Annotated in this window: 10 protein-coding genes; 8 read left to right on the forward strand and 2 right to left on the reverse strand. The window is 61.2% G+C overall.

Features of this window, described 5'->3' with window-relative positions; genetic code table 11:
* Nucleotides 1–33: 33 nt before the first annotated feature.
* From CI601_RS02195 to CI601_RS02230, 8 genes are all read left to right on the forward strand, one after another.
* On the forward strand, nt 34–879 hold the full coding sequence (locus CI601_RS02195) for an ABC transporter ATP-binding protein (RefSeq protein ID WP_121914130.1): 846 nt from the start codon (nt 34–36) through the stop codon (nt 877–879).
* Nucleotides 876–2,507, forward strand: coding sequence for a hypothetical protein (locus CI601_RS02200; RefSeq protein ID WP_121914131.1), 1,632 nt, complete (start codon nt 876–878; stop codon nt 2,505–2,507). The genes CI601_RS02195 and CI601_RS02200 overlap by 4 nt, the downstream gene beginning before the upstream one ends.
* 86 nt (nt 2,508–2,593) lie before the next feature.
* Nucleotides 2,594–4,042, forward strand: coding sequence for a D-alanyl-D-alanine carboxypeptidase/D-alanyl-D-alanine-endopeptidase (locus CI601_RS02205; protein WP_183129709.1), 1,449 nt, complete (start codon nt 2,594–2,596; stop codon nt 4,040–4,042).
* A gap of 19 nt (nt 4,043–4,061) precedes the next feature.
* Nucleotides 4,062–5,171 carry a tRNA lysidine(34) synthetase TilS gene (gene tilS, locus CI601_RS02210; RefSeq protein WP_121914133.1) on the forward strand — a complete coding sequence of 370 codons (1,110 nt, stop codon included), beginning with the start codon at nt 4,062–4,064 and terminating at the stop codon, nt 5,169–5,171.
* The gene (hpt, locus tag CI601_RS02215) at nt 5,158–5,760 is read left to right on the forward strand and encodes a hypoxanthine phosphoribosyltransferase (protein ID WP_024626706.1); all 603 of its coding nucleotides are present in this window, start codon (nt 5,158–5,160) and stop codon (nt 5,758–5,760) included. The genes tilS and hpt overlap by 14 nt, the downstream gene beginning before the upstream one ends.
* Entirely contained in the window at nt 5,757–7,871 is a 2,115-nt protein-coding gene (gene ftsH, locus CI601_RS02220) for an ATP-dependent zinc metalloprotease FtsH (protein ID WP_121914134.1), read from the forward strand. Before hpt ends, ftsH begins: the two co-directional genes overlap by 4 nt.
* 82 nt (nt 7,872–7,953) lie before the next feature.
* Entirely contained in the window at nt 7,954–9,036 is a 1,083-nt protein-coding gene (locus tag CI601_RS02225; RefSeq protein ID WP_121914135.1) for a dihydroneopterin aldolase, read from the forward strand.
* The gene (locus CI601_RS02230) at nt 9,033–9,587 is read left to right on the forward strand and encodes a DUF3180 domain-containing protein (RefSeq protein WP_121914136.1); all 555 of its coding nucleotides are present in this window, start codon (nt 9,033–9,035) and stop codon (nt 9,585–9,587) included. Before CI601_RS02225 ends, CI601_RS02230 begins: the two co-directional genes overlap by 4 nt.
* Before the next feature lie 103 nt (nt 9,588–9,690).
* On the opposite strand, the gene CI601_RS02235 is transcribed toward CI601_RS02230, so the two are convergent.
* Together CI601_RS02235 and ettA are read right to left on the reverse strand one after the other, a co-directional pair.
* Entirely contained in the window at nt 9,691–10,605 is a 915-nt protein-coding gene (locus CI601_RS02235) for an acyl-CoA thioesterase II (protein ID WP_121914137.1), read from the reverse strand.
* A gap of 39 nt (nt 10,606–10,644) precedes the next feature.
* A complete protein-coding gene (gene ettA, locus CI601_RS02240) occupies nt 10,645–12,321 on the reverse strand; it encodes an energy-dependent translational throttle protein EttA (RefSeq protein ID WP_045924742.1) in 1,677 nt (558 codons plus the stop codon).
* Nucleotides 12,322–12,561 lie beyond the last annotated feature (240 nt).

The raw sequence follows: 12,561 nt of genomic DNA on the forward strand, positions 1-12,561 counted from the left end.
GCAGCGAGAGGGGCATACGGTAGACTTAAGGCCATGTCCGACGAAGCGCAACCACCCAGTATGCCCGCCCAAACGGCAATGGTCCCTCCGCCAGATCCACAGGCAGCGGTTTCAATCCGTGCCTTGGTCAAGTGCTACCAGGGCCGGCCGGCTGTCAACGCCCTCTCTCTGGATATTCCCAGGGGGTCCTTCTACGGGATAGTTGGCCCCAACGGCGCAGGGAAGACCACCACGCTGAACATGATGACAGGCCTGCTGGTGCCCGACTCCGGCCAGGTTATGATCCTGGGCAGGGACGTGTGGTCGGACGTGGACACGGCCAAGCGGATCATCGGCATCATGCCCCAGGGCGATCAGATCTTCGACAGGCTGACAGGTCTGCAACTGCTGGTCTACTCGGGAATGCTTCGGCGGATGCCGCGCAGTGAAGCGCTGGGCCGGGCCAAAGACCTGCTTGACGCCTTCGACCTGACTGATGCCGGCGGCAAGCGGGTTTGTGATTATTCATCGGGCATGACCAAGAAGATCTGCCTGGCCACAGCCATGATTCATTCCCCAAGACTTCTGGTGCTGGATGAGCCTTTCGAATCGGTTGACCCAGTCTCCAGCGCCAATCTCAAGGACATCCTGGCCGAATATGTCGATACCGGAGGAACCGTGGTCATTTCCTCGCATGTTATGGCCCTGGTGGAGCGGATGTGCACCCATGTGGCCATCATCGACCATGGCCTGGTTCGGGCTGATGGCACGGTGGCCCAGGTCGCTGCCGGCGAGGATCTGGAGGACCGCTTCCTGGACCTTGTCGGCGGCCGTCACCAGGCTAAGCGAATCGCCTGGCTGAACGGTTCCGGGTCCGAGGAAGGCCGGGAGACGGAATGAGCACGGTAGCCACCATCATCGCCATGCGTTGGTCCATTACTTGGAACACGATCAAGCACTCCTCCTGGCAGATGGTCGGGGCCATCATCAGCCTGCTCATGGCCATAGGCATTTGCCTGGCCTCATGGCAGGGGGCGCTGACACTGGGGGGCTGGCTGCCCGGTGCTGGTCTGGGAGACCGGCAGCGTATGGGGACCATTTTGGTTCTGCTCCTGGTCGGACTGACCCTGGGAATGCTGCTGATTCAACTGGCTTTTCTGGGCCAGGGGTCGATCCTTGGTCCTTCGCGATTCGTCCTTTACGGGATTCCTGACAGTCAGCTGCAGGTGGGGCTCTACCTGGCCGGGCTGACCGGGCCTGCGGGATTGACCGGTCTTGTCTGCTTCCTGGCTCTGACGGCCATCTATGCCCGCATGGGTGTCGGAGCTGCGATCGTGGCTGTACTCGCAGCCCTGCTGGCTGTCATGGTGATGCTGGCCCTATCTAGGGCTGTGTTGGACCTGGTCGGTACCTTGGTGGTCTCCCACCGCACCCGATCCGGGTTCTACCTACTGGTCACTGTGGTGATCATGGTCTTGTGCATGCTGCCCTCTCTGCTGGACAGCGGGATTATGGATGGCATGGAAATTGATACTGACTCCCTCAAGTCCATGGCCGACATACTGGCCTGGACGCCACTGGGCGCCGCTGTCCATCTGCCGGAGGATCTCCTTTCGGGATCATGGTGGGTTCTGGTCGGACGCCTGTTGATGGAGCTGGCCACCCTGGTCCTTTGCTTCATGATCGGCATGTTGTGTCTGCGTCATGACCGCTTGCATGTTGGAGCGAGTGCTGAACGGTCGACCGCTCCCAAGGGGCTGGGGATGCTGGGCCGGTCCCAGAACGTTGTGGATGCTATGGCTGCGCGATTGCTGATCTATCTTCGTCAGGACTCCCGTAAGCTTGTCAGCTATCCGCTTCTGCTGGTCGTGGTGATTGTATACGCAATAATCTTCCGTCAGATGCCCATGATGCTATGGCTGGGACCGGTATTGGGTGCCCTGATTCTGGAGATTCCCGAGGGCAACGCCTTGGCCTACGATGGGCTTGCCCTGCGCATGGAGATAGCGGCGGGAGTGAAGGGTCGTGAGGACCGGCTGTCCCGTGTCCGCAGCCATCTGAGCGTGGCCATGCCTTGCATACTCTTGCTCGGGCTGGTGACTTTGGCCTTCTCCGGCGCAATGAAGGGCGGACGAAATCTGGTCATCTCCCTGGATATGCTGGCTGTGACTGTGGGATTGCTCCTGTCTGGACTGGGAGCAGCCCAGGTCTTCTCGGCCTTGCTCATCTATCCGGTGCCCTCCATGGACCAGCCCTTCACCTCACCGCAGGGACGTGCTGTTGCCCAAGGCTTCCTGCCAATGCTGCAGTTGTTGGTTAGTCTGGTGATCATGCTGCCCACTTTCTCGGTGGCATTGTTGGCCTTGACCACGGGCGGGATGCTTCCTATCTGGCTGCCCGTGCCGGTCGCACTGGCGAACGGTCTGATTGTGCTTGCTGTGGGTGTCGCTTTAGGGTCCCGGATCTTCGACCGTCGACAGTCGGCCATTCTGCTGACTCTGAATCGCTATGCCGCTTTGCAGTCCTGAGACAGTGGAAGGGCCAGTACTAGGCTAGGTGGATGGTGCCTACCGATCCGAACTCGGTTGGCGAAGGCAAGTCCGGGAGTGAGCAATTGGGTGACAGACATCAGCTGCGCATGACACGTCGTCGGCGGATCAAGCGACGCTGGAGGGTGGCCTTGGCCACGCTGGTGGCTGTCATGCTGGTCGTCGGCTATGCATGCATGGATCTCACCGACCTGGTGCCCGGACCGCTGACCCTGGCTAAGACCAGCCATTCTTCGGTCCCCCCTGCAGTCATGGTAGGAGAGCCGCCTGCTCTCGCCGCCGACAAGCCTGGGTCTGCTGTGGATGCAAGCCAGGTCCAGCAGCTGGTCGATGCCTTCACCAGCGCACCTGGCCTGGGTAATGGGTACTCGTTGGTCGTACGACAGGCTGACGGACGGGTGCTGGCCCAGAAAAACGCGGACCAGGCACGCCAGCCAGCCTCCACTATGAAGACCCTGACCGCAGCCGCAGCCGCCTCTGTTCTGGACATGTCCTCACAGCTGGATACTGAGGCGGTTCTGGATTCCTCTACCCCCTCGCAGGCAACGCTGACCCTGCGCGGTCACGGCGATATGCTCCTGGGGGTAGGCAAAGACGACCCCTTGCATGTCAATGGCCGGGCCGGACTAGGGACTCTGGCCGAGAAGACGGCTCAGGCTCTGCACCGGCAGGGGATCGACCGAGTGTCCCTGGCCTACCAGGATACGCTTTTCGGCGACGATCAGGAGCCGGAGGGAATTGCAGAAAATAATCCTGACGGGATCTACTTCCAGGTGCCTGTCTCCATGGCTGTGGATGAGGCTCGGCAGGGACGGGATGAGCCTATTGCCTATCCGGATGCAGGGGTCTACTTGCCCAGGGTCGAAAACCCAGCGGGGGCCGCTGCAGTATCCTTCGCCAGCAGCCTGATGGAGGCCGGGATCCAGGTGGACAATGCCCAGGGGCCGGATCGGACTGACCACGCCCAGGGTAGGGTTCTGGCCCGTGTCCACTCGGCGCGGCTCAGTGAGGTTATGTCGCTGATGCTGCGCAACTCCGACAACAGTCTGGCCGAGCTTTTCGGCCGCCTGACCGCCTTGGCTCTGAACATGCCCAACAGCCCAGCCGGTGCTGTGAAAGCCGTTATCAGCACACTGAACAAGCTGGGTGTCGACACCGCGGGACTCAAGATGGCCGACTGCTCGGGGCTTACCCCCGGCTCCGTCCTGCGGGTGGGCACCTTGGCTGACGTCCAGCAACTGGCTCTTGCTGACAAGGGTTTGACCCCCCTGGTCAAGGGCCTGTCTGTAGTGGGCCTGACCGGCACAGCGGCCAGCCGAAAGGTGGATGACCAGGCTGATGGACTGATTCGGGCCAAGACCGGCACTCTGGATCAGGTGACTTCGTTCACGGGCAATGTGATTCGTCGCTCCGGCGGTGTTTTGGTCTTTGCTGTGGTCGTCAACGATCCCGAGGATGCGGCTGCCGCCCGACAGGCTGTGGACACCTTGGTCGGATCCCTGGATCGGATTTGAGCAGGAAGAAGCCTGGACCATGGTCTATTCAGCGGCAATGAAAAAGGCGGTGGGGCTCCTGCGCTCGACCCTGGACCATGAGGGTCTGGGCCTGCAGGATCAGCGGTTCGCCCACCACGGAGTGCATCGGCCCGATCCGGATGCTCCATTGATTCTGGTGGCCTGCTCGGGAGGCCGGGATTCCCTGGCCCTGGCCTGTGTGGCCCATCTGGTGGCCGATATGACCGGGCTGCGGTGCGGGGCCCTGCTGATCGATCATGGTCTGATACCTGATTCGAATCGGGTTGCCGAACGCGCGGCTGGAACCTGCCGGAAGCTGGGGTTGGATCCGGTCCGCATCACTAGAGTGAATGTGCCTGTCACCTCGGCTGGCCCTGAGGCCGATGCCCGTGAAGCCCGCTATCAGGCCCTCTCCGGACAGGCTCTCGAGTTGGGAGCCGATGCCGTCCTTCTAGCGCACACCCGTGACGACCAGGCCGAGACGGTGCTGATCGGTCTGATTCGCTCCCAGGGGCTGGAGGCCATCACTGGCATGGCCCGGCGTGTGGAGCGTGGAGGAATGCGCTACCTACGTCCATTCCTTGACCTGGACCGGAAGGACACCACGGCCATTTGCCGCCAACAAGGGATCGACTGGTGGGACGACCCCACCAACGGCGATGATCAGCCGACTGATACCACGCTTCCCGAGACGCTGCCGCTGCGCTCGCGGATCCGCCATGACCTGTTGCCCGCCTTGAATCGCTTCGCTGGCCGGGACATGGTCCGCCGCCTGGCCCTTGGTGCGGATATGGCCCGCCTGGACCAGGATTATCTGGACACCCAGGTGGATGGGTTGTTCCAGCGGCTGGTCTCCCGCCCTGACGCAGATCAGACAGCCAAGGGGGTACTGGCCTGCTTGGATGCCCACGGATTGGCAGACTGCCATCCGGCTCTGCGCACCCGGCTGCTGGCCCAGGTGCTGACCAAGCTGGGCATACGGTTCACGGCCGTGCAGGTCCGGGCCTTGGATGATTTGGTCTGCCGATGGCACGGCCAGCAGGGCCCCCGTTTTCCCAGCTCCCATACAGCAATCCGTAAGGGTCAAGTCATTCTCATATGCAATGATGGAGACCATGCGCATCGCTGATATTCAATCCCATATCGACCATGAACTGGTGTCCAAGGAACGGATAGAGGAGCTGATCAACCGGACGGCCGAGCAGGTCAGCCGGGATTACCGGGGCAAGAACCCGATCATGCTGGCCGTGCTCAAGGGGGCTTTCAACACGCTTGCCGCCCTCTCACAGGCCGTCACCATTCCGGTTCAGATTGAGTTCATGAGCATCTCCAGCTATCCGGCAGGCAAGACCAGCGTTTCCAAGGGAGACCTGGACATCAGGATGGATTTGGACTGTGATGTGCGCGGTCGGCATATTCTGATCGTTGAGGATATTATCGATTCCGGCTACACCTTGCACTGGTTGGTTGAGCATCTCAAAGAGCGAGGGGCTGCATCGGTGGAGATCTTCACTCTGCTGGATAAGACCTCGCGACACGAGGTCGAGGTGGATGTCAAGTATCCAGGGTTCGCCATACCCGACGAATTCGTTGTGGGCTTTGGGCTGGATTACGACGAGCAGTACCGTAATCTGGACTCGATAGCCGTACTCAGGTCCGAGGAATACATGGACCCGACCCAGGAACAGGATCATCAGGATCAGGGGGAGCAGTCATGAGCTACTCGCAGGGACCGCAGCAGGGTCCGCCCAATGGGGGCAAGGACAACGGGGACAAGGGCAACAACCCCTTCAACTTCAACCTGGGCAACAACGGTTCTGGTCCCAATGGGGGCAACCGCCCCTTCTGGCGCTCCCCTTGGCTCTGGGGGATTCTGGCTGTGGTCATTATCCTAGCCATCTTCGGTTTCTTCAGCAGCCAGAATGGCGCACAGACCATCGACACGCAGGATGGTCTGGAGCTGCTGAATGACCGCAGCAGCATGGTCAAGAAGGCTGAGATCACCGAGAAAATGCAGGTCGTCGAGCTCAAGCTCAATAGCGACTTCGTCAAGGATGTGCCTGGCTTCCGCGGCAACCGTACCTCCAAGAACTTCGGCAAGGACGTGCAGTTCTACTACGTGGAGGCCCAGGGGGAGCAGGTGGTCAAGGCCGTAGAGAAGGCCAAGCCCTCCGAGGGGTACAACTCGGTGGTGCCGCAGACCAGCATGATGAGCTACCTGATCTCCTCCATCCTGCCCATGCTGATCATTCTGGGGGTTTTCTGGTTCCTGCTCTCGCGCATGTCCTCGGCGGCCGGCGGCGGCATGTTTGGCATGGGGGGCAAGAAGAACTCCGCCAAGCTCAGCGACGGGCAGACCCCCAAGACCAAGTTCTCGGACGTGGCCGGCGAGGAGGCCGCAGTCCAGGAGGTGGAGGAGATCAAGGAGTTCCTCAAGGATCCCTCCAAGTACAAGGCCCTGGGCGCCCGCATACCACGTGGCGTCCTGCTCTATGGTCCCCCTGGAACCGGCAAGACCCTGCTGGCCAGGGCCATCGCCGGCGAGGCCAGTGTGCCCTTCTATTCCATGGCAGGCTCCGACTTCGTCGAGATGTTCGTCGGTCTGGGCGCCTCTCGTGTGCGCGACCTGTTCGATGAGGCTAAAAAGAACGCGCCGGCCATCATCTTCATTGATGAGATCGACGCAGTGGGCGGCAAGCGTGGCTCCGGCATGAGCGGTGGCCATGACGAACGCGAGCAGACCCTGAACCAGCTGCTGGTCGAAATGGACGGTTTCGACAACGATACCAACCTGATCATCATTGCAGCCACCAACCGTCCCGACATTCTGGATCCGGCCCTGCTCAGGCCCGGCCGGTTCGACCGTCAGGTAGCCGTGGAAGCTCCTGACCTGGAGGGCCGTGAGGCCATCCTCAAGGTCCATGCCAAGGGCAAGCCTTTCGTGCCTGACGTGGATCTGCACACTGTGGCCGTGCGCACGCCCGGCTTCACCGGTGCCGACCTGGCCAACGTGCTCAACGAGGCTGCTCTGCTGACCGCACGCTCCGATGCCCAGCTGATCGACAACCGGGCCATCGACGAGGCCATTGACCGTGTGCTGAGTGGACCTCGGCGGCGGACCAAGGGCATGGCTCTGGCCGAGATGCGCAACACCGCCTACCATGAGGGCGGCCACGCCATGGTTGCTGCGGCCCTGCACCACACCGACCCGGTTACCAAGGTGACCATTCTGCCGCGTGGACGGGCCCTGGGCTACACCGCGGTCATGCCCACCACAGACCGGTACTCGCAGTCCCGCAACGAACTGCTGGATCAGATGGCCTACGCCATGGGCGGCCGCGTGGCGGAGGAGGTGGTCTTCCATGACCCGACCACCGGTGCCTCCAATGACATCGAGAAGGCTACCAGCATCGCCCGTCAGATGGTTCTGCAATACGGATTCTCCTCCAGGTTGGGCGCCATCAAATGGGCTGACGAAAACGATCAGGATTCCGGGCTCGATGCTCTGAAGCCTCACAACTATTCGGAGAAAACGGCCGAGGCCATCGATGAGGAAGTCCATAATCTTATCGAGACGGCTCACGAAGAGGCTTGGCGGATCATCACCGAGAACCGTGACGTGTTGGACGAGCTTGTTCGGCAGTTGTTGGTCAAAGAGACCCTGAATAAGGACGAGCTGGCTGCGGTCTTTGCTGGTTTGCGCAAGGCTCCAGAACGTCAGCTCTGGCTGTCTGCGCCGGATCGGCCCGATTCCGAGCAGCCCCCTGTGGAGATTCCTGAGGAGCTCAGGCGCAGCGTAAACGGACCGTCCACAACAGAGCAGCACTGAATTCTGGATCGGCTCGGTGCCCTGCATATGGTTGCGGGGCCTGCGGCAGTGAATGTTCCAATGCAAGTGAGGAGCGTACAGCATGGATTCCATCCGTTTGAGCTCCATCAAGGTCGCACCCCTGCATGACCAGCAGAAGCCTGGGTTCGGCTACCAGGTCGATGCCGTCCTCTACCTGGATTTGAGCGAGGCAGGCAGGCTCAACGACGGCACTCAGACCGTGGACTATGTGCAGATTGTCCGGCGGATCGTCAACCTGATTCAAAACGAGTCGAGTGATGAGATTCTGGAATCGCTGACTGCCAAGGTGGCTGATGCCATCCTGCTCTCCCACCAGATCCGCCGCACACGTGTCACGGTTACCCGTCTGGGTGCTGACCAGGGCACAGGGGTCGATTTTCAGGTGGGCGTCACCTTGGAGCGTGCGGCCGACGATCAGATGGACGGCAACCCGGCCAGCATGGAATCTGGACGAGTTAGCGGCGGCGGGAATGCTTCTTTAGGGCATCCCTCCTTCCTGCTGTCTGGTCAGGCTGATTCTGGCCATGCGTCGCAAGCCCGACTGCGTCACCCCGTGACCTCCTCCACGCAGAGCGGCTTGTCCTCAGATTCGGAGAACGATAACGAAACATCGGGTCAGCCGTCTGTTGGGGGAGTCAAGCTGCAGGGCCTTCTGATGCGTGATGTGATTGCGCTGGAGGGGGCATCGGGGACCGATCGGTTGACCATGCTCCGTGCCCTGGCGGCCTTGGACGGGATCCCCGGCAGTCAGCTGGTTGGCATCTCGCCTCTGTATGCCTACCGGGACGATCAGGGGGATCAGCGGCTATCGGCCGTGGTCATTCTTCAGACGCCCTTGGATCTGGAAGAGCTGCGGTCGACCCTGGACATGGTGGCCACCCCTATCAGACAGATGGGCGGACTGGATGCCGATGTGGTGGAGGTGGAGACCTTGGATGGTTCGGTGCTGTCCTCTCAGGATCGTCCGCCTCTGCTGGCGGCTGATGCTCCATCGCGCATTCTGATTCCTTGGGCTTATTTGGAGCCTGACCACTGCCTGCCTGGGGCTGACGGAACCTGTCTGGCCAGCCTGGCCAATCATGCTCCTGACCGTGATCGCATCAACCTGGTCTCGGAGGACTGGATTCTGGACGGGTTGTCATGAGGGCCCGCCGCACTCCGCTTGTGCACTATCTGGTCGCCCTGGTTCTTGGGCTGATGGGTGGTGCCGGCATCTCGGAACTGGGCATGTCCACCAGGACGGATCTCATGGGGGTTCCCTGGCTGGTCAGCGTGCTGCTTTTCCTGCTGGGAGTGGCCATCCTGATCATGGCCTCCCAGGTGCATCGCTATGCCAAGGGAGACCGCAAGGAAATGGATTTGCGCTTCGCGGTCAACGTGCTGATCATGAGCAAGGCCTTGGGCATTGCCTGTGCCGCCCTCTTGGGCTGGTATGGCAGTCAGGCACTGATCAGCATGGGCCATGCAGGCGCACCCTATTACACGCGGGTCATGCAGGAGTGCCTGGTCGCCTCCTTGGTCTGTCTGATCGATGTGGTGGCGGGGGCTGTTGGGGAGTGGCTCTGTCAACTGCCCCCGGATGACGGTCCTGAGAACCCCGATCGACGCAAATCCTCGCGAAGACCTATGACCGATGCGGCCGATGCCGCTGATAGGGCGGAATTGAAGGCCGATTCCAGTGAAAAGCATCGCTGATCAGCCCTCAAGGCCATTGCTTTGGAATTCCTGAAGACAGTCCTGCTGTCAACCTCACCGTTGATCCCCTGCGTGGGAAAATACGCGATGATCTAGTGAGCGTTCAATCCTTGGGTACTCTGATCATGGCTTCCTGAACCATGTAGGCGGCCAGATCACCCTGGCGGTTGTAGACCTTGGCCATGCACAGGCTGCGTCCATGGTCGGCCACTGGGGATTCCTGAATAAAGCAGTGCCAGTCGCAGGGGTCCAGATCCTGATACCACCACATGGCATGGTCGATGGAGGCGAAGGAGATCCCCGGGGTGGTCATACTCAGCCCGGCACGACGCAGGGCGGGCTCCATCATGATCTGATCGCATTCCATGGCTAGTAGGGCCCGGCGCATCAGTGGGTCCAGGTCGGCTCTTCCCTGGGTGCGGCTCCAAACGGCCTGACGACTCCTGCTGTCATCCTGGGAATCCCTATCGTTTGCATCATCTGCATCATCCAATAGGACTGTGCCGCCGACGTGACGCATGTCAAAGGGGCTGTGATGGGCGTAATAATCCGCGAAAGCAGACTGATCGGCATAAGGTTCCATCAGTTCCCGGGAGCCAGGCAGGTCCTCCGGGTCAGGCAGCCCCGTCGGCATGGGGTCGGCATAGCGGATGCCCTCCTGGCCGACCTGCTGGTAGGAGAGCAGAGCGTTCAGGATGGTCCGTTCCCCCTGATGCAGATCAACCCGTCTGGAGGAGAAGGAACGCCCGTCACGGATGGTCTCCACTTCCGCTTGAACGTCCTGATCCAGGAGTCCAGTGCGCAGGTAATAGGCGTGCATCGAGTGGGGCAACCGACCTTCGGGCACGGTCCGCCCGCCGGCCATGATGGCTTGACCCAGCAGCTGGCCTCCATAGAGGCGGCCAGTGGGGAAGTCCAGTGATTTGCCCAGAAAGCGGGAACGGCCATCGGCAGGCTGCTGCTTTTGCAAATTCAACCCGGCGATGGCCTGGGCCAGTGCTTCATCCTCGGTGCTCATGCTTCTCCTTGGCCCTCGATCCCTTGTGATGTGCTTCGTTCAGCGGGTCAGCTTGCGGTGGATGCGGTGGGGCCTGGAGGCCTCCTCGCCCAGACGCTTGACCTTGTTTTCCTGGTAGGCCTGGAAGTTACCTTCGAACCAGTACCAGGAGGCCGGATTCTCGTCCGTGCCCTCCCAGGCCAGGATATGGGTGGCGATCCGGTCCAGGAACCAGCGGTCGTGGGAGATGACCACAGCGCAGCCGGGGAAGGCGAGCAGGGCATTCTCCAGGCTCTCCAGGGTTTCCACATCCAAGTCGTTGGTTGGCTCGTCCAGCAGGAGCAGGTTGCCGCCCTGCTTGAGGGTGAGTGCCAGGTTCAATCTGTTGCGTTCGCCACCGGAGAGGACGCCGGCCGGCTTCTGCTGATCCGAGCCCTTGAAACCGAAGGAGGCCACATAGGCGCGGGTGGGCACCTCGACGCCGCCGACCTCGATGAAGTCCAGACCTCCGGAGACCACCTCCCAGAGGTTCTTGTTGGGGTCGATGCCCTCGCGGTTCTGGTCCACGTAGGAGATCTTGACCGTGTCACCGACTTCCAAGGAACCCGATGTCAACGGCTCCAAGCCCACGATGGTCTTGAAGAGCGTGGACTTGCCCACGCCATTGGGGCCGATGACACCCACAATGCCGTTTCGAGGCAGGGTGAAGCTCAGATCATCGATCAGGACGCGGTCACCAAAGGCCTTGTGGATGTGCTCGGCCTCCAGCACCTTGGAGCCCAGACGGGGACCCGGCGGAATCTGGATCTCGGAGAAGTCCAGCTTCTTGTTGTTCCGGGCCTCGTTCTCCATCTGCTCGTAGCGCTCCAGGCGGGCCTTGTTCTTGGCCTGCCGGGCCTTGGGGGAGGAGCGAACCCATTCCAGTTCGTTGTTGAGTCTCTTGGCTAGCTTGGCATCCTTCTGCCCCTGGACCTCAAGACGCTTGGCCTTGGTCTCCAAGTATGTGGAGTAGTTGCCCTGGTAGGGGTAGAGGTGGCCGCGATCCACCTCGCAGATCCACTCGGCCACATTGTCAAGGAAGTACCGGTCGTGGGTCACGGCCAGGACGGCACCCTTGTAGGTGTGTAGGTACTGCTCCAGCCAGAGGATGGACTCGGCGTCCAAGTGGTTGGTGGGCTCGTCCAGCAAGAGTAGGTCGGGTGCTTCCAGCAGCAGCCGGCACAGAGCCACACGGCGGCGCTCGCCTCCCGAAATGACCGAGACCGGGGTGTCCGGGTCGGGGCACTGCAGGGCGTCCATGGCCTGGTCCAGCTGGGAATCCAGATCCCAGCCGTTGGCGGCATCAATCTGCTCCTGGAGCTGGCCCATCTCGGTCATGAGAGCGTCGTAATCGGCATTGGGATCGGCCATCTGCTCGCCGATCTGGTTGAAGCGGTCCACCTTGCTCATGATGTCGCCGAAGGCCATACGAATGTTCTCACCGACGGTTTTGTCCTCGTCCAAGGGCGGCTCCTGCTGGAGGATGCCTACCGTATAGCCGGGGGTAAGCTGTGCCTCGCCGTTGCTGACCGTGTCCAGGCCGGCCATGATCCGCAGCAGGGTGGACTTGCCCATGCCGTTGGGGCCCACCACGCCAATCTTGGCGCCGGGCAGGAAACTCAGGGTCACGTCGTCCAGGATGACGCGGTCGCCGAAGGACTTGCGCGCCTTGATCATCTGATAAATGAATTCGGCCAAGAAGCTACCTCACAGAACCTTAGAAAGACAGTGCAAACTGCATTCATGGTAGTGGGAAGTTCTGACTTATGCGCCGGGCTGATAAGCAGGGTTAGGCAGGCGGATGGCCGCCTATAAAGAAGACCTATGACCAGACCCTGGTTCTGCCGCCGTGGTCGGGGTAGCCTTGAGTCGACGTTCCCGCCCGGCATGCGCAGGTCAAGGAACGCCGGACGGGCCCTTGCCGGCATGGGCGGGCTC

This window comes from Bifidobacterium sp. wkB344 (assembly GCF_003688305.1).
GTDB classification, from domain to species: Bacteria; Actinomycetota; Actinomycetes; order Actinomycetales; family Bifidobacteriaceae; genus Bombiscardovia; species Bombiscardovia mizhiensis.

Coding starts and splice junctions, on each gene's coding strand:
- tilS (WP_121914133.1), top strand. CDS start 4,062: ATGGTCTATTCAGCGGCAATGAAAAAGGCGGTGGGGCTCCTGCGCTCG.
- hpt (WP_024626706.1), top strand. CDS start 5,158: ATGCGCATCGCTGATATTCAATCCCATATCGACCATGAACTGGTGTCC.
- CI601_RS02230 (WP_121914136.1), top strand. CDS start 9,033: ATGAGGGCCCGCCGCACTCCGCTTGTGCACTATCTGGTCGCCCTGGTT.
- CI601_RS02195 (WP_121914130.1), top strand. CDS start 34: ATGTCCGACGAAGCGCAACCACCCAGTATGCCCGCCCAAACGGCAATG.
- CI601_RS02200 (WP_121914131.1), top strand. CDS start 876: ATGAGCACGGTAGCCACCATCATCGCCATGCGTTGGTCCATTACTTGG.
- ftsH (WP_121914134.1), top strand. CDS start 5,757: ATGAGCTACTCGCAGGGACCGCAGCAGGGTCCGCCCAATGGGGGCAAG.
- CI601_RS02225 (WP_121914135.1), top strand. CDS start 7,954: ATGGATTCCATCCGTTTGAGCTCCATCAAGGTCGCACCCCTGCATGAC.
- CI601_RS02235 (WP_121914137.1), bottom strand. CDS start 10,605: ATGAGCACCGAGGATGAAGCACTGGCCCAGGCCATCGCCGGGTTGAAT.